We start from the raw sequence: 23,284 nt of genomic DNA, 5'->3' as shown, positions 1-23,284 counted from the left end.
TGGAGTCAGCCATGTCCTGGATCATCCTGATCGCATCCGGTGTTCTCGAAGCCGTCTGGGCCACCGCCCTCGGCCGCTCGGAGGGCTTCACGAAGCTCTGGCCGACCGTGATCTTCGGCGGCGGCCTCGTGGCGAGCATGGCGGGTCTCGCCTTCGCCCTCCGCACCATCCCGGTCGGCACGGGCTACGCCGTCTGGGTGGGGATCGGCGCCGCGCTCACCGTCGGCTACGGCATGGCCTTCGGCGGGGAGTCGTTCTCGATCGTCAAGATGCTGCTCGTGCTCGGCATCGTCGCTTGTGTCGTGGGGCTGAAGCTCCTACACTGATCCGGCCCCGTGAATCCCCGGAGCCCACACCCGCGCAGCACCGCAGCAGACTGCAACAGAGATGAGAGAGGACGCATCGTGACGTATCGCAACGACCGACAGCAGCGCCTCCTCCTCGAGCGCAACACGATCATCGACTCGGTGCACCTGGCCTGATCGCCCGGCCCCTCCGGCCCGGCTTCCCAGCCCCAGCCCCGCACCCGTCGAGGTCCGGGGCTTCTTCGTCGTCCGCGACGGGCCCACCGCCTCCTGCCCGCGCGGTCAGGGCGCCCCGGACGAGGGCCCGTGAAGAACAAGCACACAGAGAGAAAGGATCATGGAGAAGATCACCGATCGCCTGTACTCCTGGGCGAGCATCCTCGACGAGAATGCGCGCGCGCAGGCCGTCACCACCTCCACCATGCCGTTCGTGTTCCCGCACCTGGCCCTCATGCCGGATGCGCACCTCGGACTCGGCGCGACCGTCGGCTCGGTCATCCCCACGCTGGGAGCCATCATCCCGGCGGCGGTGGGTGTCGACATCGGCTGCGGCATGATCGCCGTGAAGACGCAGTTCACGCGCGCAGGCCTCGCGGAGCGTGCCGCCGGCGACCCCAAGGGGCTCGCGGAGCTCCGCGAGCAGATCGAGCGCGCCATCCCGCTCTCGGCGGGAGGGGTGAACCGCAAGGTCGTCGAGTCGGCCGAGCCGCGCATCCGCGAACTCGAGGCGCTCGCCGAGGCGGCCGGGTTCGATCCGGATGCCCGTGCCAAGCGCTGGCGGCTGCAGCTGGGCTCGCTCGGCTCCGGCAACCACTTCATCGAGGTGTCGGCCGACGAGACCGACGCGATCTGGCTGTTCCTGCACTCGGGCAGCCGGGGCGTGGGCAACCGGATCGCGCAGCACCACATCGAGATCGCCCGCGCGCACGCGAAGAAGAACTGGATCGAGCTGCCGGACCCCGACCTCGCCTACCTCGTGGAGGAGACCCCGGAGTTCGACGCCTACATCGCCGAGCTGCGCTGGGCCCAGCACTACGCCCTGCTCAACCGCGAGGAGATGATGGACCGGGTCGTGCGCCAGGTGTCGGAGTGGATGGGGGAGCCGGTCGCCGAGCGCGAGCGGATCAACTGCCACCACAACTTCACGGAGAAGGAGAAGCACTTCGGCAAGGAGGTGTGGGTGTCCCGAAAGGGCGCCATCATCGCCACCGACGGTGCCCCGGGGCTCATCCCGGGGTCGATGGGCACGGCGTCCTACGTCGTCGAGGGCGCGGGCAACCCGATGGCGCTGCACTCCTCGCCGCACGGTGCGGGGCGGGAGTACTCGCGCTCGAAGGCCCGCAAGACCTTCACGCACGACCAGCTGAGGGAGGCGATGACGGGGATCGAGTTCCGTGACACCGACGCCTTCATCGACGAGATCCCGCAGGCCTACAAGCCGATCGACCGCGTGATGGAGGATGCGCGCGACCTCGTGCGCATCCGGCACACGCTGCGTCAGCTCGTCAACGTGAAGGGCGACTGACCACACCGCTGACACGGTTCCCGGACCGTGTCAGCGGTGCGTCGGCGCGACGTCGGCGTCGTGTCTGCGCCCCCGCGGAGAGTGGGGACATCCACGATGAAAGGACGTCCTCCATGACGCACTCCAGCGACTGGGCCGTCGAGGCCCACGGCCTCGTCAAGGTCTTCGGCGACAACCGGGCGGTCGACGGCGTCGACCTGAGCGTGCGCACGGGCACCGTCTACGGCGTGCTCGGCCCGAACGGCGCCGGCAAGACCACCACCATCCGCATGCTCGCGACACTGCTGAAGCCCGACGGCGGCGACGCCACCGTGTTCGGGCACGACATCCGTCGCGAGCCTCAGATCGTGCGGCAGCTGATCGGTGTCACCGGCCAGTACGCGAGCGTCGACGAGACCCTCTCCGCCACCGAGAACCTCATGCTCTTCTCCCGGCTCAACGGTCTCAGCCGGGCGGATGCGCGCCGCAAGTCGACCGAGCTGCTCGAGGAGTTCGGGCTCAGCGAGGCCGCCACCCGGCCGCTGAAGAAGTTCTCGGGTGGCATGCGGCGCCGGCTCGACCTGGCGGCGAGTCTCATCTCGCAGCCGCCCCTGATCTTCCTCGACGAGCCCACGACGGGCCTCGACCCCCGCACCCGCTCCCAGATGTGGGACACGATCCGCCGGCTGGTGGCCACCGGTTCGACCGTGCTCCTCACCACCCAGTACCTCGACGAGGCCGACCAGCTGGCCGACCGCATCGCCGTGATCGACCGCGGCATCGTCGTGGCCGAGGGCACGGCCGGCGAGCTCAAGGCCTCGGTCGGCACCTCGTCGCTGCTCCTCCGACTCGCGGATGCGGGCTCGCTCGAGCGAGCCAGGCACGCCATCCTCGACGTGCTCGGCGTCGAGTCGGTGCTGACCCCCGAGGCCGGCCGCATCACCGCTCCGATGAGCGACCCCGACTCGGTCACCGACCTCCTGATCCGCCTGCGCGCCGACGGGATCGCCATCGAGGAGCTCTCGGTGCAGCAGCCCACCCTCGACGAGGTGTTCCTCGCACTCACCGGCCACCCGGCCGACGACGACGCTGCGCCCGCGCCGGGCGACGCCGCTGCCGGCGCATCCGGAGCCGCACCCACCCCCGAACTGGAGACCGCACGATGACCGCGCTGACCATCACCCCCGGTGCCTCGCGCACCCTCAAGAACCACGTCGGCCTCGCCCAGACCGTGCGGAACTCGTTCAGCATGGCCGGTCGCGGGCTCATCAAGATGCGTCGCACCCCCGAGCAGCTGATCGACGTGACCGTGCAGCCGATCATCTTCACGCTCATGTTCACCTACATCTTCGGCGGGGCGATCGCGGGCAGCGTGGCGGACTACCTGCCGCTGCTCATCCCCGGGATCCTCGTGCAGACGGTCGTCACCACGAGCGTCGTCACGGGCGTGCAGCTGCGGGAGGACATGGACAAGGGGGTGTTCGACCGCTTCAAGTCGCTGCCGATCGCCCGCATCGCTCCGCTCGCCGGCGCGCTGCTGGCCGACACGGTGCGCTACGCCATCGCCACCACGCTCACCTTCGCGATGGGCTTCGTGCTGGGCTACCGCCCCGAGGGCGGACTCGGCGCGGTGGTGCTCGCCGGGCTGCTCGTGATCGTGTGCTCCTGGGCGATCAGCTGGATCTTCGCGTTCTTCGGCGTGATCGCCCGGAGCGCCGCGAGCGTGCAGGGCATCTCGTTCCTGGTGCTGTTCCCGCTGACGTTCCTCTCGAACGCGTTCGTGCCGGTCGACACGCTGCCGGCCTTCCTGCAGTGGTTCGTGAACGTCAACCCGGTGTCGCATCTCGTCACCGCGGTCCGCGACCTGGCCAACACGGCGACCTTCGGCGGCGACGCGTGGATCTCGCTCCTCGGCGCAGCGGTCATCGTGGCGGTCTTCGCCCCGCTGACGGTGCGGGCCTACATGAAGAAGGCCTAGTCCCGCCATCCCCACGACCACGGCCCGGGTGTGCGCAGCAGTGCTGCGACACGCTCGGGCCGTTCGGCGTGGGGCACGAGAGCGGCGGATGCACGGGCCGAGAGCACGGCGGGCTCTCCGAGCGAGGCGGCGAAGCGGGCTCGCAGCGGGGCGAGGTGCAGCCCCGGGTTGTCCTGGCGGGCTCCCATCAGCGCGGCCAGGGCGAGCAGCTCCGGTGCGATGGCCCGCAGGGCGGGTTCCGTGCTCTCACCCGCCCAGGAGGCGAGGCCGATGACCGAGGAGCCGAGGACCGGGTTGTCGGTGAAGCCTGCGGCGAGGCGGAATCCTGCCAGCACGCGCGACCGGAGCCGCCGAGCGAGGGCCCGGGTCTCGCCGGGCGCACCCGTGCCGTCGGCGACGAGCGTGGCCAGGACGCTCGAGAGGATCATCTGGTACCACGGCGAGGTCTTGGTCCTCGGCACCCGGAACGACGAGAGCACCAGGCGGTTCGCCTCGGCCGCCTCCGCCACGAGGCCTCGGGCCCTCAGCACCTCGGCGCGGCCCGCGAGGCCGATCGAGACGATGTTGACACCATCCGCCTGGCCCGGCGTCGCCGCCAGCTCCTCGAACACGCGGCTCGCCTCGTCGAGGTGACCGAGTGCGAGCTCGTTCACCGCGATCATCCAGTCGAGCTGGCGCAGCTCCTCGAGGGCGGCGACGCGCACCATCCCGGCGCGACTGCGCCTCGCCCAGCGGAGGGCCTCGGCGGGCTCGGCGCTCTGGCTGTGCAGCTGGGCGAGCAGCTGAGCGGCCGTGGCGGTGCCCCACGTGTCTCCGGCCGCCTCCGCGATCGTCACCGCGCGGCGGGCCAGGGCCTCGGCGTCGCGCGGCCGGCCCGCGTTCTCGGCCGCGGCCGCGCCGGCGAGGCAGCCGAGCAGCGCCGCCTGCCTGTCGGGGTCGGACTGCAACCGGTCGATCACCGCGAGCACCCTGTCCACGTCGCCCATCGCGAGCAGGAGGGAGCTCATGGCGACGAGGCGCGGGGTGTCGGAATCCTCCGCGCCGCTCGTGCGGTCGCTGTCGCGCGCGGCAAGGGTTCTCCGCAGCTGTGAGAGCGCCACGGCGAATCGGCGGTCATCGGTCGAGAGCAGGCCGATCGCCACGAAGACGAGCGTCCAGGCCAGGGCTTCGAGCCGCTCGGGTTCCGGACGATACCGTCGCACGCTGTCGAGCACGGGCAGGGCGAACGCCACCACCTCGGTCGGTGTGCTCCGCAGGACCCAGTGGTTGGCCAGCAGCGGGAAGACACCGGAGACGATGTCGGGGCGCTCCTCGGCGATCGCGCGGCGCAGCTGATCGATGAGGTTGTCCTCCTCGAGGCCCACGAGCGCGAACACCGCCACCTGGCGGGGGCCGGTGAGCTGCGGCTGCAGCGCTCGTCCCGTCGCATCGGCCCACTCGAAGAGGGCCTCGCGCGCTGCTGCGCCCTCCGCACGGTTCGCGAGCTGCAGCCGACCGAACTCGCGGACCGTCTCGAGCATCCGGAATCGGACGCCGCCGCCCGAGGAGGCCGGCAGCTCGGAGACGGTCACGAGCGACTGGGCCACGAGTGAGTCCAGCGCGTCGTCGACGGCGTCGGCGGGCATCGCCACAGCTGGTTCTGTGCCGAGAGCAGCTGCGGCGCTCCGCACGACGACGCGGGCGGCCTCGGCACTGAAGCCGTCGGCGAACTCGGAGAGCACCGCGAGTGCGCACTGCTCGTCGGAGTCGAGCAGGTTCCAGCTCCACTCGATCACGGCCAGCAGCGTGCGATGACGCTCGGGAGCGCTGCGGTCGCCGCCCGTGAGCAGCGAGAAGCGATTGCCGAGGCGGCGCTCGACCTCGTCGAGCGACATCGACCGGATGCGTGCCGCGGCGAGCTCGATGGCCAGCGGCAGGCCGTCGAGGCGCTCGCAGAGCCTGGCCACGACGTCGCGGGGGAGGGCCGCACCGGGGCGTGCCGCGGTCGCGCGGTCGAGGAAGAGGCGCACGGCGGGGTCGTCGTCGTCCGCGTCGTCGACCTCGACCTCCCCCGGTCCGGCGCCCGGTCCTCCGCCCGGGGTCGCGGCGCGGGACCGGCCGCCGCTGCCGAGCGGTTGCAGGGCGTAGACGCGTTCGCTCGAGAGCGCCAGGGCCGTGCGGCTCGTGGTGAGCACGCTCAGCTGCGGCAGCTCGGCGGTGAGCGCGGCGATCCACACCGCCGCGGCGTCGATGAGGTGCTCACAGTTGTCGACCACGAGCAGCGTGGGCTGCTCGGCGAGCCGATCGAGGATGCGCGTGCGCAGGTCGGCGCGCACGACCTGGTCGCCCATCCGGCGCGAGGTCGCGAGCTCGCGGATGCCGAGGGCGGTCGCGAGCGCGATCACCACGTCGTCGGCGTCGCGCACGCTCGCGAGCTCGACCACGACCACGAGCGGGAAGCGTTCGAGCGCACGCTCGGCGACCTCGTGCGCCAGCCTCGTCTTGCCGAGCCCGCCGGGGCCGAGGATCGTGGTCACCCGTGTCTCGTCGAGAGACCGCAGCACGGCGGTCACCGCGGATTCGCGCCCGATCAGAGCGTTCGGTGCCGACCGGATCCCGCGCCCGACACCGCGCCCGACACCGCGCCCGACACTGCGTCGTCCGTCTGTCCGCCCTTCCATCCGCTCGTGCTTCGGGGCGGCCGCCCGCTCATCCGACTGCGCGGGGGAGCCGTCGCGGTCGAGCAGTTCGAGGTGCAGCGCCTGGAGCTCGGGGGAGGGGCTCGTGCCGAACGCGTCCTGCACCCGGGCACGGAATTCCGCGAACTGGGCCACCGCATCCGTCGACCGCCCGAGCGCGTCGAGAGCCCGCATGAGCAGGAGCTGCGCGCTGTCGTCGTAGGGCGACCCTGCGACCAGCCGGCGCGCGATCTCCTCACCCAGCGCGGCCTCGCCGCACGCCAGGGCCGCCGAAGCCGCCGTCGACTCGAGCGATCGCCGCAGCCGGGACGCCCGGTCGGCCAGCTGGTCTGCGAGGGCCCCCGCTGCGAGGTCTGCTGCGGGATCCCCGCGCCACAGCTCGAGCGCGGCGCGGGCGGCGCGGGCTGCCTCGTCGACGTCGTCCCGCGCGAGGGCGTCGCGCCCGGCGTCGGCGGCCCCCGAAGCCACCCCCAGATCGGTCTCCGCAGGGTGCACCCCGAGCCGGTAGCCCGAGGTCGTCGACTCGATCAGCTCGTCCCCGAAGGCGCTGCGGGCCCGCGACACCAGCGCCTGGAGTGCGCCGCGCGGATCGCCGGGGGGATCGTCGCCCCAGATGTCGTCCCGGAGCGCATCGACCGACACGGCGCGCGGTGCGGCGAGCACGAGCGCGGCGATCAGCCCCTTGGCGCGAGCCCCGGACGGTTCCGCCCAGGCGCCGTCGCGCCGCACGGCCACCGGGCCGAGCACGCCGACGCGCACGACGGGCGCCTCGCGCACCTCGTGCGCTCCGGCCACCGCTCCACTCACCCTGTCGAGCCTACTGACCGCCGACGAGCGCGCCGCTGCGGTGGCCTCATGCGAGCAGCTCGACCGCGGCGAGCGAGAGCACGGCGATGAGGGCCCAGGATGCCAACCCCACGGCGAGAGCGCGCCACCCGGTGCGGGCGAGCTGGGCGAAGCGGATCCCTGTCCCCAGTGCGAAGAGCGCGAGGCCGAAGAGCGCGGTCTGCAGCACGTCGGCCGCTTCGAGGACGACGCTCGCCGCCCCGCTCCCGACGCCTGACGCACCCCCGCCCACGAGCGGCAGCAGGAACGAGCGCACCAGCACGGCCGCCGCGAACCCCAGCACGAACAGGGGGACGATCGCGGGTCGTCTCCCTGGCTCCGGTGCCCCGGGCCCCCTTTCCTCCGGCCCGGGAGCCGAGCGGCGGTCGGTGCGCCGCTGGAGGAGGCTGACGGCCGCCACCATCGGCGCCAGAGTCAGCACCCGCGTCAGCTTCACCACCACGGCCGCGGCGAGCGCAGCCGGTCCCGCGATCTGCGCCGTCGCGACGACCTGCCCCACGTCGTGCACGCTCAGCCCCACCCACAGTCCGAACTCCTCCGGTGACATCCCGAGCGGGACGCTCAGCACCGGCAGCACGGCGATCGCCAGCGTTCCGCAGAGGGTCACGAGGGCCACCGCCGTCGCCGCATCCTCGCCCTTGCCGCGGGTCACGGCGCTGACGGCGCCGATCGCGGAGGCTCCGCAGATGGAGAATCCAGCGGCGATCAGGATCGGCTGCGTGCCCGGCAGTCGCAGCCGACGGCCGAGCCCCAGTGTGGCGAGGAACGTCAGCAGCACGATCAGGACGATCATCCCGATGGTCGCCCAACCCAGCCCGACGATGTCGCCGAGGCTCAGCTTCAACCCGAGCAGCACGATGCCGATGCGCAGCAGCCGCCGCGCCGCGAGGGCGAGACCGGGCTTCAGCACCCCGTCGACACGCCGTCGGAGCGCTGGGATCTGTGCCACCACGACTCCGAGCACCACGGCGGAGGTGAGCATCGGCACGGCCGGCGCCACCAGGTGCACGGCGAACGCCGCGAGCGCCGCTGCGCCGGCGACCAGGATCCCGGGAACCCACGCCCCGGGCGCGCTCATCGCCAGCTCGGCAGCCAGTAGTGCAGGCTCAGGAACCAGGACGGGACGGGCATCGCGGTCCAGACGGGGTAGAACCACGCCGTCACGACGAGGCACACCACGAGGAACGCACCCACGATCCAGAGCGCGCGCGTGCGCACCGCCCGCGGGTCGCCTCGAGAACCGAGGGCGAGCCCGATCACGAACGTCAGCCCGAGGATCATGTAGGGCTCGAAGGCGATCGTGTAGAACTGGAAGATCGTGCGGTTGAGATAGAGCAGCCACGGCAGGTAGCCGGCCACCATGCCCATGAGCACGAGCCCCACCTGCCACTCGCGCTTTCGCACGAGTCGGTAGACCAGGTAGAACAGCGCGGCCGTGGCGCACCACCAGATGATCGGGTTGGCGATCGAGGTGATGTTCTCGTAGCAGATGTCGCTGCCGCACGCGCTCGGGTCGACCTCGTTCACGTACATCTGGGTGGGCCGCACGAGGAAGAGCCAGCTGAACGGGTTCGACTGGTAGGGGTGCGGCGAGTTCTCGCCCACGTGGTAGTTGTAGACGGCCGCTTCGAGGTGCCAGAAGTTCTGGATCGGCAGCGGCACCCACGAGAGCGCGCCCGTCCACTGCCCTCCGGTGTCCTCTGCCCAGGTGCGGTACATGCCGCCGGTCGTGGCGAACCAGCCGATCCAGGTGGAGAGGTAGGTCAGCACGGCGACGGGCACGAGCAGCACGAACGTGGCGGGCGCCTGCTTGAGGATGGCGGCGCTGAACCAGAACGGGATCCCGATCCGCCGGCGGGCGAGCGCGTCGACCACCACGAGGTAGAGACCGAACGCGGCCAGGAAGTACAGTCCAGACCACTTCACCGACGACGCGAGGCCGAAGGCCACGGCGGCGGCGAGCACCCACGGGCGGTTCCACAGCACAGGGCCCCAGGAGGGCGGCACGGGCTCGCCCTCGGGAGTGCCGGACGACGTGGCGGGCGGCTGTGGGCGCGCCGCGACGGCCGCCGCGAGCCTGGTCGCGTGCCACTCGCGATCCAGCAGCACCGCCCCGAAGCCGAGCAGCAGGAACAGCGCCGAGATGCCGTCGAGGATGGCGACGCGGCTCATCACGATGGCGTGCCCGTCGATGGCGAGCAGGAAGCCCGCGATCACGCCGAGGAGCGTCGAGTGGAAGAGCTTCGTGGCGATGAGCGCCGTCACGAGCACGAGCAGGATGCCGCAGAGCGCCACGGCGATGCGCCAGCCGAACGGGTCGTCGGCGCCGAACAGCGCCATCCCGGCCCCGATGATCCACTTGCCGAGCGGCGGATGCACCGCGAACGATCCGGTGGTCTGGAAGATGTCGGTGACCCCGGCGTTGAACTGCACGTCGGCATCGCCCGGCCAGGTGGCCTCGTAGCCGAGGTTCCAGGTCGTCCAGCCGTCCTTCACGTAGAAGGTCTCGTCGAACACGAGGGTCCCGGGATGCCCGAGGTTCACGAGGCGCAGCACGGCCGCCAGCAGGGTGACCGCGAGCGGCCCGCCCCAGCGCCAGAGCCGCTCGCGCACGGGGGTGCCCATGAGCCGCAGCCACCAGTCGTCGAGGCGTGAACCGGTGGGGTCGGCGGCCAGCGTCTTCTGGGGGCCGGTCGTCACCTCTGTGCTCACCGGGCAATGCTAACGGGCGAGGTGGGAGACTGGGCGACATGCTCATCCTCGCGGCGACCCCGATCGGAAACCTCAAGGATGCGTCGGTGCGGCTCGTCGAGGTGCTCGAGGCCGCCGCGGTGGTCGCCGCCGAGGACACCCGGGTCACCGCAAAGCTGCTCCGGGGTCTGGGGGTCGAGAACCGACCGCGACTGCTGCCGCTGCACGAGCACAACGAGCGCGAGCGCGCCGCCGCCCTCGTCGAGATCGCGCGCGAGGGCGACCTCGTGCTGCTCTCGGATGCCGGCATGCCGACGGTCTCGGACCCGGGCTACCAGCTCGTCGCCACCGCGATCGAGGCGGGGGTCGACGTCACGGTCATCCCGGGGCCCTCGGCGGTCGTCACCGCACTCGCCCTCTCCGGACTGCCGACCGACCGCTTCACCTTCGAGGGCTTCCTGCCGCGGAAGCACGGTGAACGCGCGTCCGCCTACCGGGCCCTTTCGCGGGAGCCGCGCACGATGGTGTTCTTCGAGTCGCCCAACCGGCTCGCCGAGTCGCTCGCCGACCTCGCGGCCGAGCTCGGCGCCGACCGCCGGGTCGTGGTGGTGCGGGAGCTCACGAAGCTCTACGAGGAGGCGAAGCGCGGCACCGCCGCCGAGCTCGCGGAGTGGGCCGCCGGGGGAGTGCGGGGCGAGATCTGCATCGTGGTCGCGGGAGCCGCCGCCCTCGAGGTCTCGGACGAGACGGGCATCGCCCAGGTGCTCGAGCTCGTCTCGGACGGCTACCGGCTGAAGGATGCGGCGGCGGCGATCGCGGAGGCCACCGGCCTCTCCAAGCGCACGCTCTACGAGGGCGCCCTGGCCGCACGCCGCCCGTAGAGCCCCCGTCACACGGCATCGGCGCGAGGCCCCGGCCTTTAGGATGGACACCATGTCCGACGGCTCGTTCTACATCACCACGCCGATCTTCTACGTGAACGACGTGCCCCACATCGGGCACGCCTACACCGAGGTCGCCGCCGACGTGCTCGCGCGCTGGCACCGCCAGGCGGGCGACGACACGTGGTTCCTCACCGGCACCGATGAGCACGGCCAGAAGATCCTGCGCACCGCCACCGCCAACGGCGTGAGCCCCCAGGAGTGGGCCGACAAGCTCGTGGCCGAGTCGTGGCAGCCGCTTCTCGAGACCATCGACATCTCCAACGACGACTTCATCCGCACCACCGAGCAGCGGCACGAGAAGAACGTGCAGCTCTTCCTGCAGCGCCTCTACGACGCCGGCTACATCTACACCGGCGAGTACGAGGGCTATTACTGCGTGGGCTGCGAGGAGTACAAGCAGCTCTCCGACCTCGTCGACGGCGCGGGGCAGCACGAGGGGCAGCTGGTCTGCGCCATCCACTCCAAGCCGGTGGAGCTCTTGAAGGAGCGCAACTACTTCTTCCGCATGAGCGACTTCACCCAGCGCCTTCTCGACCTCTACGAGGAGCGCCCCGAGTTCGTGCAGCCCGCGAGCGTGCGCAACGAGATCGTCGCGTTCGTGCAGCGCGGGCTCACCGACCTGTCGATCTCGCGGCAGACCTTCGACTGGGGCGTCAAGGTGCCGTGGGACGAGTCGCACGTGGTCTACGTCTGGTTCGACGCCCTGCTCAACTACGCCACGGCCGCGGGCTACGGCTCGGACGAGGAGAAGTTCGAGCGCCTCTGGCCCGCCACCCACATCGTGGGCAAGGACATCGCGCGCTTTCACGCCGTCATCTGGCCCGCCATGCTCATGGCCGCGGGGCTCGAGGTGCCCAAGCAGGTCTTCGGCCACGGCTGGCTGCTCGTCGGCGGCGAGAAGATGTCGAAGTCGAAGCTCACGGGCATCGCGCCCGAGCAGATCACCGACACCTTCGGGTCGGACGCGTTCCGCTACTACTTCATGCGCGCCATCAACTTCGGCCAAGACGGCTCGTTCTCCTGGGAGGACCTCGCGGCCCGCTACCAGGCCGAGCTCGCCAACGGCTTCGGCAACCTCGCCTCGCGAGTCGTCGCCATGGTCACCCGCTACTTCGACGGCGTGATCCCGGCCGTCGTCGAGAGTGCGGTGACGGATGCGGAGCGCGCCATCCAGCAGACCGAGCGCCGCGTCACCGAGGCCGCCGACGCCGCCATCGAGCGCGTCGCGGTGCATGAGGCGATCGCGCGCATCTGGGAGCTCGTCGACGAGCTGAACGGCTACATCACCGTGCAGGAGCCCTGGGCGCTGTCGAAGGATCCGGCGAACGCCGAGCGCCTCGCCGTCGTGCTCGGCACGGCCGTCCGCGGTCTCGGCACGCTCGCCGTGCTGCTCTCACCCGTCGTGCCCGAGGCCTCGGCTAAGCTCTGGACCGCGCTGTCCGGAGACGGTGTCGTCACCGACCAGCCGATCCGCTCGGCTTTCGAGTGGACGGGCGGTGACCGCGTGCAGCCCCTCGAGGCGCTCTTCCCGCGCATCGAGGTGGAGGCCACGGCGTGACGCTCTCCGAGGGTCAGCCGGCGTTCCTCCGTGAGCGCGAGCCGTCCGACCGCACCGAGCAGGCCTACCCGCCGCTGCCCGAGGCGCTCGTCGTGCCCGTCTACGACAACCACACCCACCTCGAGATCGCGCACGGAGCCGATCCGATCGACTACCACGAGCAGCTCGACCGCGCCTCGGCCGTCGGTGTGCGCGGAGTGGTGCAGGTGGGCACCGACCTCGAGACCTCGCGCTGGTCGGCCGAGCAGGCCGCCCGGGAGCCGCGCATGCTGGCCGCCGTCGCCATCCACCCGAACGAGGCGCCGGGATACGACGCGGCGGGCGGGCTCGACGATGCGCTCGCCGAGATCGCCGACCTCGCGAGCTGGCCGCGGGTGCGGGCCGTCGGCGAGACCGGGCTCGACTTCTACCGCACGGGCGAGGCCGGCCTCGCCGCGCAGTACCGCTCGTTCGAGGCGCACATCGAGATCGCCAAGGAGAACGGCATCGCGCTGCAGATCCACGACCGGGATGCGCACGCGGAGGTCATCGCCACGCTGCAGCGGGTGGGTGCTCCCGAGCGCACGGTGTTCCACTGCTTCTCCGGCGACGCCGAGCTCGCGGCGATCTGCGCGGAGAACGGCTGGTACATGTCGTTCGCGGGCAACGTGACCTTCAAGAACGCGGGCAACCTGCGCGAGGCGCTCGAGGTGGCGCCGCGGGCGCTGCTGCTGGTCGAGACGGATGCGCCGTACCTCACGCCGATGCCGTTCCGGGGCCGGCCGAACGCCCCGTACCTGGTGCCGCACACGCTGCGGGCCATGGCCGCGCACCTCGGCACCGACGTGTCGATGCTCGCGGCGCAGATCTCGTCGAACTCGGAGCTCGTCTACGGGCGCTGGGACGACGAGCCGGTGCAGGCGTCGTGAGCGACCCCGCGTCGTCCGGGGTCTCGCTGCTCGGTCCCGCCGAGATCCGTGATCTCGCCGGCATGCTCGACTTGACGCCCACGAAGAAGCTCGGCCAGAACTTCGTGATCGACGCCAACACGGTGCGGAAGATCGTGCGGGTCGCCAAGGTCGAGACGGGAGACGTGGTGGTCGAGGTGGGGCCTGGGCTCGGCTCGCTCACGCTAGGCCTCCTCGAGGCCGGAGCCTCGGTCGTGGCGGTGGAGATCGACCACCGGCTGGCGGAGCAGTTGCCGCTCACCGTGTCGCAGCTGGCACCGGCAGCGAAGCTGACGGTCATCCGGGAGGACGCGCTGCGCATCCGCTCGCTGCCGGACGAGCCCTCGCGGCTCGTGGCGAACCTGCCCTACAACGTGTCGGTGCCCGTGCTGCTGCACCTGCTCGAGCACTTCCCGGGCATCCGCTCGGGGGTCGTCATGGTGCAGGCGGAGGTCGGCCACCGGCTGGCCGCAGAGCCCGGTTCGAAGGTCTACGGCTCGCCGAGCGTGAAGGCCGCCTGGTACGGCGAGTGGCGGACGGCGGGCCAGGTGTCGCGCCAGGTGTTCTGGCCGGTGCCCAACGTCGACTCGGTGCTCGTGGGATTCGAGCGCGTGGGCACGGGGCTCGACACCGAGGAGCTGCGGGTGCGCACGTTCGAGATCGTCGACGCCGCCTTCGGTCAGCGGCGCAAGATGCTGAGGCAGGCGCTCGCGGAGCTCTTCGGCTCCTCCCAGGCGGCCATCGCCGTGCTCGAGGCGGCGGGCATCGCCCCCACGGCCCGCGGCGAGTCGCTCACGGTGCACGACTTCCTCGCGATCGCGCGCGCGTCCCTCGCGCTCGCTGAGTAAGAACTACTCCTCACGGTCCATCGAATGCGAGCGCAAGTCTGGAAGATCATTTCCAGACGCAAGGAGCTCCCATGACCACCCGTACCCGAACGCCGCTTCGAGCGATGGGAGCCACAGCTACCGTCGCCGTGGCCTTATCCCTCTTCGTCGTCCCCTCTGCCGCCGTTGCCGCCACAACTCCTGAGCCGCCGTCGAGTGGGTTCGTTCAGAGCGAGGAGTTCGCGGCAGCTGGTGTCCAGCGGATCGGGGGAGCAGACCGCTATGCCGTATCCGCCGGAGTGGCGGCGAGCGAGTTCACCACGTCACCCCTCGTGTTCGTGGCCTCGGGCGAGGGGTATGCCGACGCCCTGTCGGCCTCGGCTGTGGCCGGTGCCCAGAGGGCGCCGGTGCTCCTGGTGTCGCGATCGGGCATCTCCGACCTGGTGGCCACCCAGCTGACGAAGCTGAACCCCGACGTCATCGTCGTCGTGGGCGGTACCGTGTCCGTCAGCAGCGACGTCGAGAAGGCGCTGGGCGAGTTCGCCGATGATGTCCAGCGCGTGGTCGGCGACACCCGCTATGAGGTGTCCGCGAGGCTCTCGCAGCAGACACTGTGGCCGAAGAACCCTGTGGCATACATCGCGTCCGGCCAGGTGTTCCCGGATGCCCTGTCGGGCTCCGCGGCCGCGGGACAGCTGGGCGGCCCGGTCCTGCTCGTGCAGAAGGACGGCATCCCGGGCGCGATCGGACTCGAGATCGCTCGACTGGCCCCGTCGAAGCTGATCGTCCTCGGCGGGGAGAACACGATCTCCGAATCCGTCGTCACGACGCTGAGGGGCATCGTGCGCGACACCACCCGTATCGGCGGGGCCGATCGCTACGCCGTCTCCGCAGCGACCTCAGCCCGCGCCTTCCCCGTCGGTGCGTCGACCGTCTTCGTGGCGTCCGGGTCGGTGTTTCCTGACGCACTCTCCGGGTCGGCGGCAGCGATCAAGGCGCATGGGCCGGTGCTGCTCGTCACGGTGGACTCCGTTCCCGGTGTGGTGGGTGCCGAACTCGATCGCTTGAATCCCACCCGGATCGTCGTGCTCGGCGGTGAGCGCACCGTCTCGGAGTCCGTTCGTGCGCAGCTGGCCGGGTACATCGTTCCCTCGTGAGAAAACTGGCGCGGCCGCGACTGAGTAGCAAGTACTCATAACTCAGGCGGGGTCGGGTGCGGGTGAATGGAGGTTCCCTTCCATCTCGACGAGGAGAACCTCTCATGACCCGACCCCGATCCCGTACCCGTTCCTTCATGTCTGTGGTGGCCGTCGCCGCCGCTGTGCTGGCTGCTCAGACTGTGCTCGCACCCGCCGCCCAGGCCTTTCCGTCCGTCGAGCGCTACGGCGGGGCCGACCGCTACACCGTGTCGGCGCTGGTGTCGGAGAAGACCTTCGCGACCGGTGTCGACGTGGCCTACATCGCTTCGGGGGTCGGCTTCGCCGACGCGCTGTCGGCATCGGCGGCAGCGGGAATCCAGAATGCGCCGGTGCTGCTGGTGCCGTCCTCCGGCATCCCCGACGCCGTCGCCGCTGAACTCATCAGGCTCGCGCCGTCGCGCATCGTGGTGGCGGGCGGACCAGCGAGCATCGACGACGAGACACTGCACGACCTTCGCAACTACTCGCTGATCGTCGACCGCCTCGACGGTGCGAACCGGTACGAGGTCTCGGCTCTGCTCTCGAGCGATGTGTTCCGACCAGGGAGATCCGTCGTCTACGTCGCCTCGGGTGCTGTGTTCCCCGATGCACTCTCGGGATCGGCCGCTGCCGGATCGCTGCTCGCGCCCGTGCTTCTGACGGCCAAGGACGCGATTCCCGCCGTGGTGCTGGCGGAGCTGTCGCGGCTGCAGCCGGGGAAGATCGTGCTGATGGGCGGAGAGAGCACGGTCTCGCCGGAGGTGGCGCGGCAGCTCGGTGAGATCGCACCCGTCACCCGCACGTCCGGTGCCGACCGCTACGAGGTGTCGGCTGCGACCGCTGCCGGCTTCCGCACCGACATCGAGACCGTCTACGTCGCCTCGGGCCTCGTCTTCCCCGATGCGCTCTCCGGATCGGCGGCGGCCATCGTCAACGACGCCCCCGTGGTGCTCGTCCGTCCCGACTCCATCCCCGGGACCGTGGCGGCCGAGCTCGGCCGGCTCCGTCCGAAGCACATCATCGTCCTCGGCGGGCCGACGACCATCGGAGATCCGGTGCTGACCGAGCTTCAGCAGTACATCGGGGTTTCCAAGTAGCCGAGGGGAGGGGCGGAGCCACCTCAGTGGTGGGAGGATTCCGGGATGAGTGGATCCGCGCCGTTCGCCGTCGAGCTCGCCACCCTGCGGTGGGGTGAGCACACCTCCCAAGCACCGGCGGTGCTGCTCCTGCACGGAATCCCCTCGGCTGCGGGCACCTGGTGGCGAGTGGCGAGCCTGCTCGCCGAGCAGGGGTGCGCCGTCACAGCGGCCGACCTCCGCGGTCACGGCGCATCACCGCGCACGACCGACTACTCGCTCGACGGATACGCGGCCGACGTCGTGCGGCTGCGTCCCGGAGCGGGGACCGACGAGATGGCCGCAGGGACGACCGGCGGCGAGCGCCCCTGGGACCTCGTGATCGGGCACTCCCTGGGCGGCGCCGTCTCGGTGGTGGCCGCCGCTGCGGCGCCGCGGTGGGCCCGCACGCTGCTCCTGCTCGACCCCGTCATCGCGGTCGACCACGAGGAGGCCGACGACCTCGTCGCCGACCTCCTCGGTGACCTCGAGGAGCTCGATCCGGCCGAGCTCCTGCGCCGGCATCCGCGCTGGCACGCCGAGGACGCCGTGCAGAAGGTCCTGGCCGCGCGTGTCGTCAGCCCGTTCGTCGTGGAGCGCACCGTGCTCGACAACACCACCAGCGGGCCGGCGGCCGGGCGCTGGCAGCTCGACCAGTCCCTCGCCGCACTGGCGCCCCGCGTGCACGTGCTCGCGGCCGACCCGGAGTGCGGGGCCATCTTCTCGCCACAGCAGGGTGCCGCCCTCACCGCTGCCACAGCGGATGCCACCGTGCAGACCGTGGTCGGTGCCGGCCACTCGGTGCACCGAGACGCTCCGGGCATCGTTGTGGCGGCAGCGCTGGCGCTCATGGGGCAGGGGCGGTGACGGAACCGGGGATTCGACTGTGACGCCATGTGTCACTCCCCATCCGCACCGGGCGCGATGGGACGGCGAGTCTCGATAGAATGGAGGGTCCGACCAGGCGTGTGCCACATCTTCGCCGGGACGCCTTCACAGCAGACCTTCCGTAAGGGGACTTCCATGTCGAAAATCGCGCGCCGAGCCGGCGCCGCCGCACTGGCGGCCGGGCTCCTCGTCTCCGTGGCCGCGTGCTCGAGCTCGGGCGGCGAGGGCGGCGACGCCTCGACCGACACCGAGAACTCGATCATCCTCATCACACCGACGCCCATCGGCTCGAACAACTTCCTGCAGCTCGCCGCCGACGGCGCCGTGCAGGCGGGCGAGGAGTTCGACGCCTCGGTCGATGTGTACGAGAGCGAAGACCCCACGAGCATCCAGCAGAACATCGACGCCGCCGTGCGCGAGGAGCCGAGCATCATCATCGGTGTGAGCTTCAGCGTGCTCGACCAGATCACGCAGGCCGCTGCCGACTACCCCGACCAGCAGTTCCTGCTGATCGACACCTCGGCCGAGGAGCCCACCGACAACCTCACCTCCGCCGTCTTCAAGGAGTACGAAGCCACCTACCTCACCGGTGTCGAGGCGGGCCTGCTCACCCAGACGAACAACATCGGCGTGGTCGCCTCGCTCGACACCCCGTTCCTGCACCGCTGGGTCGACCCGTTCTTCGAGGGCGCCAAGAGCGTCAAGCCCGACGTGGCCACCGCCGTGCAGTACGTGGGCGGCGACAACCCGTTCGGCGACCAGGCCCGCTCCAAGGCGCAGGCGCAGATCCTCGCCGACGGCGGAGCCGACTATGTGCAGGCCGCCGCCTCCGGCGGAAACCTCGGCGTGTTCGAGGCCGCTGCCGAGACCGGCTTCAAGGCCTTCGGCGTGGACACCAACCAGTGCCTCGACTCGCCCGGCAACGTGGTCGACAACGCCATCAAGCGCGTCGACATCGCCCTCGTGAACTCGGTCGGCGACATCCTCGACGGGAACACGGGCGGCTTCACCGCCTACGGCCTCGCCGAGGGCGGCGTCGGGCTCACCGGTCTCGAGGAGGGTGTCGCGGAGTCGGAGTGCCTCATCGCCGACCACCCCGAGGTCATCGAGCAGGTCGCGGCCATCCGCGACCAGATCATCTCGGGCGAGATCGTCGTGGCAGACCCGCTGACCGCGGGATGACCCCACCTCTCGCAGCAGCCGTGACCGGCGAGTCGCCAGCTCCAGCGGTCGAGCTCGTCGGGATCGGCAAGAGATTCGGCGCCGTCGTGGCCAACGACGGCGTCGATCTCGTGCTGCGCCGCGGTTCCGTGCACGCCGTCATGGGCGAGAACGGTGCCGGCAAGTCGACCCTCATGTCGATGCTCTTCGGTCTGCTGAAGCCCGACTCCGGCGAGATCCACGTCGACGGCGTGCCCGTGCAGTTCGACGGGCCGCTCGACGCGATCGCCGCCGGTCTCGGCATGGTGCACCAGCACTTCCGGCTCTTCGACTCGATGACCGTGGCCGACAACGTCGTCTACGGCGCCGAGCCCACGAGGGCCGGTCTCATCGACCGCCGGGCCGCCGCGGCCCGCGTGCGCGAGCTGAGCGAGCGCTACGGCCTCGAGACCGAGCCCACCGCCGTGGTCGGATCGCTCTCCGCCGGCGCCCGCCAGCGCGTCGAGATCCTCAAGGCCCTGCACCGCGACGCCCGCATCCTCATCCTCGACGAGCCCACCGCCGTGCTCACCCCGAGCGAGGTCACCTCTCTCTTCACCGTCATCAGGCGGGCAGCGGATGCCGGCACCACCGTCGTGCTCGTCACGCACAAGATCCACGAGGTGCTCGCCGTGAGCGACGAGGTCACCGTGCTCCGGGACGGGCGCGTCACGGGCCGCTTCGCGACGAGCGAGGCCACGAGCGCCTCGCTCGTGCACGCCATGACCGGTCGCGAGATCGATGAGGTGCGGAACCCGGGCACCGGCACGACGGGTGCCGTGGCGCTCGAGGTCGATCACGTGACCGTGGGCGACCCCCGCACCCCTGCCGTGCACGACGTCTCGCTCACCGTGCACCGCGGCGAGATCGTCGGCGTCGCGGGCGTCTCCGGCAACGGGCAGCACGAGCTCGTCGCCGCCGTGCTCGGCACCGTGCAGGCCGCTTCGGGGCGCATCCGCCTCCTCGGTGAGGAGGTCGGCGGCCGATCGGTGCGCGACCGGCGAGCCGCGGGCCTCGCCGTCATCCCCGAGGACCGTCGTGGCGAGGGCACCGCGGTCACCCTCTCGGTGGCCGAGAACGTGACCCTGGGTCACCACCGCACCGCTCCGATCGGCGCGTCGAAGGGTCTCCGCCGCGGCTGGATGTCGATCAGAGCCGAGCTCGCCCGTGCCCGCGAGCTCATCGCCGACTACGACGTGCGCACCTCGGGCGAACAGCAGCCGATCGGCGCGCTCTCGGGCGGAAACGCGCAGAAGGTCGTCATCGCGCGCGAGCTCTCGCACGGCGCCCCCGTGCTCATCGCCGAGCAGCCCACCCAGGGCGTCGACGTCGGCGCCATCGAGTCGATCCATCAGCGCCTGCTCGACTACCGGGCGGGCGGGGGAGCGGTGCTGCTCGTCTCGCACGAGATCAGCGAGCTGCTCGCCCTGGCCGACCGCATCGTCGTGATGTACTCCGGTCGCGTCGTCGCGGAGTTCTCCGCCGCCGAGGCCACGACGGCCCGCATCGGAGCCGCGATGGCCGGAGCCGCCGAGGCCGCAGCAGCACCCGAGGCCGCGCCGGACACTGCACCCGCGCCCGCCGACACCCCCGCGCCCGAGCCGGAGACCGACCGCACCCCATGACCTCCACCCCCACCAAGCCGCAGCCCCGCGCCAGGCGCCTGCTCGCCACGGCCCTCCGCCACCCCGCGGTCGTGCCCCTCGGCGCCGTCGTGCTCGCCCTCCTCATCGGTGCCGTCATCATCGCCGCGGCCGGACTCGATCCGCTCACCGCCTACGCCGCCGTGCTCGAGGGCAGTCTCGATCCGCGCCAGCTCGACTACACGTTCTCGGTCTGGGGCTTCATCTGCGGCATGGCCCTCGCGGCGGCGATCCCGCTCCGGATGGGCGAGTTCAACCTCGGCGGCAACGGCCAGATGGTGCTCGGCGGCCTCACGGCGGCCTGGGTCGCGCTCAACGTGCCGCTTCCCGGCATCCTGCTCGTGCCGCTCGCCGTGCTCGCCGCCGCCATCGTCGCTGGTGGCTTCGGCGCGCTGTCGGCCCCGCTCGCCACCCGCTTCGGCATCCCCATCATCATCTCCACGCTCCTGCTGTCGCCGATCGCCGTGGCCGTGGTCTCCTACCTCCTCCGGTTCCAGATCGGCGAGGCCGGCTCCGCGGTGGCCCAGACCCCGCGGCTGCCCGAGCAGGGGCGGATGTGGGCGCTCGGCGACCTCTCCTACTCCAACACCGGCCTCCTCGTCATCATCGCGATGATGGTCGCGTTCTACGTGGTCGACTCCCGCAGCGCCGTCGGCTTCGAGCTGCGCGTGGTGGGTGCCAACCGGCGCTTCGGCGCCTACGGCGGAGTGCGCGTCGGCCGCCTGGCCTTCGGCGCGATGGCCGCGGCCGGTGCGGCTGCCGGCATCGTCGGCGCGATCATCGTCATGTCCTCGCCCTACCGGCTCATCGACGGCGCGCTCATCTCACCCGGCTACACCTTCGCCGGTCTCGCGGCGGCGCTGCTCGCCGGCGGGCGCCCGGCGCTCATCCCCGTCACCGCGATCCTCTTCACGATCCTGCAGGTCGGCGGTGCGTCGATGGAGCGCTCGGCCGACGTGCCGCGCCAGCTCTCCGATGTGCTCCAGGGAGTCGTGATCGTGGTGCTCGCCCTCCGCACCGTGCTCGACCAGCGCCGCACCGAGCGGAGCTCCGCCTGATGCAGATCTTCGAGCTGAGCTTCGTGGCCGCCGTGCTCCTCGCGGCCACGCCCATCCTCTACGCCGCCCTCGCGGGTGCGATCTCGGCCCAGGTGGGCGTCTTCAACATCGCCCTCGAGGGGCAGATGCTCTGGGGCGCCTTCGCCGCCGTGGCCGGCAGCTACTACACCGGCAGCGCCTGGGGCGGCGTGCTGATCGCACTCCTCAGCACCGCCCTGTTCGCCGTGATCCTCGCCGTGGGCTCTGCGCGCTGGAAGGCCGATCCGATCATCATCGCGATCGGCACGAACCTCCTCGCCCTCGGCCTCACGGGTTTCCTCCTGCGCGTGCTGTTCGACGTCTCCGGATCGTTCTCGCCTCGCGGCCTCGAGGGGCTGCCGAAGATGGGGTTCCTCGCCGACGTCCCCGTCATCGGCCCGATCTTCGCCGGCCAGACTCTGCTCGTGCCCCTCGCCTTCGTCGTGATCGTGGCCGTGGGCCTGTGGCTGAAGGCGACACCGGCCGGTCTTCGCCTGCGTGGTGTGGGCGAGCATCCGGATGCCGCCGCGAGCCTCGGCGTGAACGTCCCGTCGTTCCAGATGTGGGCCACGATCCTGGGCGGCGCCCTCTGTGGCATCGCCGGCGCCCAGCTCGCGCTCGGCAACGTCACGGTCTTCACCGAGAACATGACGGCGGGCCGCGGTTGGATCGCGGTCGCGGCGGTCATGCTCGTGGCGGGCCGCCCGCTCTGGCTGCCGCTGGCCTGCCTGGGGTTCGGCGCGGCCGAGGCCCTCGGCTTCCGGCTGCAGGGCATCGGAGCCCCTCAGCAGCTCACGGATGCCGCACCCTACGCCATCACCCTCGTGGTGCTCGTCCTCACGCGCATCCGCTTCGCCCGCTCCAGAAAGGTCTCGGTATGACCGGCCAGAACCCCGCATCCGCCACCACCCCCGTCACCCCGATCGAAGACGACGGCGTGCGCCACATCGTGCTCGACACCGACACGGGCATCGACGACGCCCTCGCCCTGCTCTACCTGGCGGGCCGCGACGACGCCGAGATCTCGGCCATCACGAGCGTCTACGGCAACACCCCCGTGGAGTCGGCGCTCGAGAACATCGCCCGCGTGCTGAAGGTCGCCGGACTCGAGGACACCCTCGTGGCCAAGGGCGCCCCAGGCCCCATCGACGGCGAGGCTCGGATCGCGGCGCACGTGCACGGCGCCGACGGCCTCGGCGACCTCTGGCCCGAGCGGCTCACCCCGAAGAACCTCTCGCCGCTGAGCTCCGCGGAACTGCTCGTGGAGCTCGGCCGCTCGCGACCCGGCTACTACGACCTGCTGCCCATCGGCCCGCTCACGAACCTCGGGCTCGCGCTCGAGATCGAGCCCGACCTGCTCACGCTCTACCGCTCGGTCGTCATCATGGGAGGCTCAGGCCCGTTCCCGCCGCTCGGGACCGTGCAGATGGTGGACGCCAACATCCACAACGACGCCGAGGCCGCCGCGCGTGTGTTCGCCGCGCCGCGCAACCGGCTCGTCATGGTGGGGGTCAACGTGACCGCCGGCACGATCGTCGACGAGCAGGCCGTGCAGGCGCTGCACCGCGCCGGCACCGAGTGGGGCACCTTCTCGGCGCAGATCCTCGAGGCCTACATGGACTTCTACCAGGTCTCCTGGGGCCGCCGCGTCTCGCCCGCCCACGACGGTCTCGCGGCCGCGCTGCTCGTGCAGCCGGAGTGGATCACGAAGTCGGTCGAGGGCCCGGTCAACATCACGACCGACGGCTTCTTCACCCGGGCGCACCTCATGCAGACCGCCGAAGGATTGCCCGTGAGCTGGCCCACCGAGGCCGCGCCCGACACCTTCGTGGTGCAGGGCGTCGACCGCGAGGCCTTCCTCGCCGACTTCGTGCGGGTGCTCTCCGGGCGCTGAACGAAAGCGGCTGGCGCGGTGGGATAAGTTGGA

At 71.2% G+C, this 23,284-nt stretch carries 19 protein-coding genes; 16 read left to right on the top strand and 3 right to left on the bottom strand.

The features are described 5' to 3' along the window. Positions 1 to 11: 11 nt before the first annotated feature. The 4 genes from N1028_RS01120 (at position 12) to N1028_RS01105 (ending at position 3,787) form a co-directional block, all read left to right on the top strand. Positions 12 to 326 carry a DMT family transporter gene (locus tag N1028_RS01120; protein ID WP_259524908.1) on the top strand — a complete coding sequence of 105 codons (315 nt, stop codon included), beginning with the start codon at positions 12 to 14 and terminating at the stop codon, positions 324 to 326. A gap of 316 nt (positions 327 to 642) precedes the next feature. Continuing rightward, positions 643 to 1,830, top strand: a complete 1,188-nt coding sequence (locus N1028_RS01115) for an RtcB family protein (protein WP_259524907.1) — start codon at positions 643 to 645, stop codon at positions 1,828 to 1,830. A 113-nt stretch (positions 1,831 to 1,943) separates the two neighbouring features. Continuing rightward, entirely contained in the window at positions 1,944 to 2,975 is a 1,032-nt protein-coding gene (locus N1028_RS01110) for an ATP-binding cassette domain-containing protein (protein ID WP_259524905.1), read from the top strand. Then, positions 2,972 to 3,787, top strand: coding sequence for an ABC transporter permease (locus N1028_RS01105; protein ID WP_259524904.1), 816 nt, complete (start codon positions 2,972 to 2,974; stop codon positions 3,785 to 3,787). Before N1028_RS01110 ends, N1028_RS01105 begins: the two co-directional genes overlap by 4 nt. On the opposite strand, the gene N1028_RS01100 is transcribed toward N1028_RS01105, so the two are convergent. From N1028_RS01100 to N1028_RS01090, 3 genes are read right to left on the bottom strand one after another with little or no spacing between them, the layout of a single operon-like run. Next, entirely contained in the window at positions 3,784 to 7,272 is a 3,489-nt protein-coding gene (locus N1028_RS01100; RefSeq protein WP_259524903.1) for an AfsR/SARP family transcriptional regulator, read from the bottom strand. The two genes, N1028_RS01105 and N1028_RS01100, sit on opposite strands and share 4 nt — an antisense overlap. A 46-nt stretch (positions 7,273 to 7,318) precedes the next feature. Further along, the gene (locus tag N1028_RS01095; protein WP_259524902.1) at positions 7,319 to 8,389 is read right to left on the bottom strand and encodes a YeiH family protein; all 1,071 of its coding nucleotides are present in this window, start codon (positions 8,387 to 8,389) and stop codon (positions 7,319 to 7,321) included. Next, positions 8,386 to 10,023, bottom strand: a complete 1,638-nt coding sequence (locus tag N1028_RS01090) for a dolichyl-phosphate-mannose--protein mannosyltransferase (protein WP_259524900.1) — start codon at positions 10,021 to 10,023, stop codon at positions 8,386 to 8,388. Before N1028_RS01090 ends, N1028_RS01095 begins: the two co-directional genes overlap by 4 nt. Positions 10,024 to 10,061: 38 nt before the next feature. Here N1028_RS01090 and rsmI point away from each other — a divergent pair, with 38 nt between their 5' ends. From rsmI to N1028_RS01030, 12 genes are all read left to right on the top strand, one after another. Next, positions 10,062 to 10,883, top strand: coding sequence for a 16S rRNA (cytidine(1402)-2'-O)-methyltransferase (gene rsmI, locus N1028_RS01085; RefSeq protein ID WP_259524899.1), 822 nt, complete (start codon positions 10,062 to 10,064; stop codon positions 10,881 to 10,883). Between the two features lie 52 nt (positions 10,884 to 10,935). Further along, positions 10,936 to 12,504: a methionine--tRNA ligase gene (gene metG / locus N1028_RS01080; protein ID WP_259524898.1), complete on the top strand. Its 1,569-nt coding sequence runs from the start codon at positions 10,936 to 10,938 to the stop codon at positions 12,502 to 12,504. Continuing rightward, positions 12,501 to 13,412, top strand: a complete 912-nt coding sequence (locus N1028_RS01075) for a TatD family hydrolase (RefSeq protein WP_259524897.1) — start codon at positions 12,501 to 12,503, stop codon at positions 13,410 to 13,412. The genes metG and N1028_RS01075 overlap by 4 nt, the downstream gene beginning before the upstream one ends. Before the next feature lie 62 nt (positions 13,413 to 13,474). Next, the gene (gene rsmA / locus N1028_RS01070; RefSeq protein ID WP_259525325.1) at positions 13,475 to 14,278 is read left to right on the top strand and encodes a 16S rRNA (adenine(1518)-N(6)/adenine(1519)-N(6))-dimethyltransferase RsmA; all 804 of its coding nucleotides are present in this window, start codon (positions 13,475 to 13,477) and stop codon (positions 14,276 to 14,278) included. Positions 14,279 to 14,349: 71 nt separating this feature from the next. Then, positions 14,350 to 15,414, top strand: a complete 1,065-nt coding sequence (locus tag N1028_RS01065; RefSeq protein ID WP_259524896.1) for a cell wall-binding repeat-containing protein — start codon at positions 14,350 to 14,352, stop codon at positions 15,412 to 15,414. 104 nt (positions 15,415 to 15,518) lie between these two features. Then, a complete protein-coding gene (locus N1028_RS01060; RefSeq protein WP_259524895.1) occupies positions 15,519 to 16,532 on the top strand; it encodes a cell wall-binding repeat-containing protein in 1,014 nt (337 codons plus the stop codon). Positions 16,533 to 16,577: 45 nt separating this feature from the next. Continuing rightward, entirely contained in the window at positions 16,578 to 17,417 is an 840-nt protein-coding gene (locus tag N1028_RS01055; RefSeq protein ID WP_259524894.1) for an alpha/beta fold hydrolase, read from the top strand. 156 nt (positions 17,418 to 17,573) lie between these two features. Continuing rightward, on the top strand, positions 17,574 to 18,620 hold the full coding sequence (locus N1028_RS01050; RefSeq protein ID WP_259524893.1) for a BMP family ABC transporter substrate-binding protein: 1,047 nt from the start codon (positions 17,574 to 17,576) through the stop codon (positions 18,618 to 18,620). Then, positions 18,617 to 20,263 carry an ABC transporter ATP-binding protein gene (locus N1028_RS01045; RefSeq protein WP_259524891.1) on the top strand — a complete coding sequence of 549 codons (1,647 nt, stop codon included), beginning with the start codon at positions 18,617 to 18,619 and terminating at the stop codon, positions 20,261 to 20,263. The genes N1028_RS01050 and N1028_RS01045 overlap by 4 nt, the downstream gene beginning before the upstream one ends. After that, a complete protein-coding gene (locus tag N1028_RS01040) occupies positions 20,260 to 21,339 on the top strand; it encodes an ABC transporter permease (protein ID WP_259524890.1) in 1,080 nt (359 codons plus the stop codon). Before N1028_RS01045 ends, N1028_RS01040 begins: the two co-directional genes overlap by 4 nt. Continuing rightward, positions 21,339 to 22,238, top strand: coding sequence for an ABC transporter permease (locus tag N1028_RS01035; protein ID WP_259524889.1), 900 nt, complete (start codon positions 21,339 to 21,341; stop codon positions 22,236 to 22,238). Before N1028_RS01040 ends, N1028_RS01035 begins: the two co-directional genes overlap by 1 nt. After that, positions 22,235 to 23,251, top strand: coding sequence for a nucleoside hydrolase (locus tag N1028_RS01030; protein ID WP_259524887.1), 1,017 nt, complete (start codon positions 22,235 to 22,237; stop codon positions 23,249 to 23,251). The genes N1028_RS01035 and N1028_RS01030 overlap by 4 nt, the downstream gene beginning before the upstream one ends. Positions 23,252 to 23,284 lie beyond the last annotated feature (33 nt).

Source organism: Herbiconiux oxytropis (assembly GCF_024979315.1).
GTDB classification, from domain to species: Bacteria; Actinomycetota; Actinomycetes; order Actinomycetales; family Microbacteriaceae; genus Herbiconiux; species Herbiconiux oxytropis.
This window is presented reverse-complemented; position numbering and strand designations above follow the sequence as displayed.

Bases quoted from the DNA above. Each gene is read 5' to 3' on its own strand.
- N1028_RS01120 (WP_259524908.1), top strand. From the start codon at position 12: ATGTCCTGGATCATCCTGATCGCATCCGGTGTTCTCGAAGCCGTCTGG.
- N1028_RS01110 (WP_259524905.1), top strand. From the start codon at position 1,944: ATGACGCACTCCAGCGACTGGGCCGTCGAGGCCCACGGCCTCGTCAAG.
- N1028_RS01095 (WP_259524902.1), bottom strand. From the start codon at position 8,389: ATGAGCGCGCCCGGGGCGTGGGTTCCCGGGATCCTGGTCGCCGGCGCA.
- N1028_RS01055 (WP_259524894.1), top strand. From the start codon at position 16,578: ATGAGTGGATCCGCGCCGTTCGCCGTCGAGCTCGCCACCCTGCGGTGG.
- N1028_RS01030 (WP_259524887.1), top strand. From the start codon at position 22,235: ATGACCGGCCAGAACCCCGCATCCGCCACCACCCCCGTCACCCCGATC.
- N1028_RS01045 (WP_259524891.1), top strand. From the start codon at position 18,617: ATGACCCCACCTCTCGCAGCAGCCGTGACCGGCGAGTCGCCAGCTCCA.
- metG (WP_259524898.1), top strand. From the start codon at position 10,936: ATGTCCGACGGCTCGTTCTACATCACCACGCCGATCTTCTACGTGAAC.
- N1028_RS01060 (WP_259524895.1), top strand. From the start codon at position 15,519: ATGACCCGACCCCGATCCCGTACCCGTTCCTTCATGTCTGTGGTGGCC.
- N1028_RS01050 (WP_259524893.1), top strand. From the start codon at position 17,574: ATGTCGAAAATCGCGCGCCGAGCCGGCGCCGCCGCACTGGCGGCCGGG.
- N1028_RS01035 (WP_259524889.1), top strand. From the start codon at position 21,339: ATGCAGATCTTCGAGCTGAGCTTCGTGGCCGCCGTGCTCCTCGCGGCC.
- N1028_RS01105 (WP_259524904.1), top strand. From the start codon at position 2,972: ATGACCGCGCTGACCATCACCCCCGGTGCCTCGCGCACCCTCAAGAAC.
- N1028_RS01115 (WP_259524907.1), top strand. From the start codon at position 643: ATGGAGAAGATCACCGATCGCCTGTACTCCTGGGCGAGCATCCTCGAC.
- rsmI (WP_259524899.1), top strand. From the start codon at position 10,062: ATGCTCATCCTCGCGGCGACCCCGATCGGAAACCTCAAGGATGCGTCG.
- N1028_RS01040 (WP_259524890.1), top strand. From the start codon at position 20,260: ATGACCTCCACCCCCACCAAGCCGCAGCCCCGCGCCAGGCGCCTGCTC.
- rsmA (WP_259525325.1), top strand. From the start codon at position 13,475: ATGCTCGACTTGACGCCCACGAAGAAGCTCGGCCAGAACTTCGTGATC.
- N1028_RS01065 (WP_259524896.1), top strand. From the start codon at position 14,350: ATGACCACCCGTACCCGAACGCCGCTTCGAGCGATGGGAGCCACAGCT.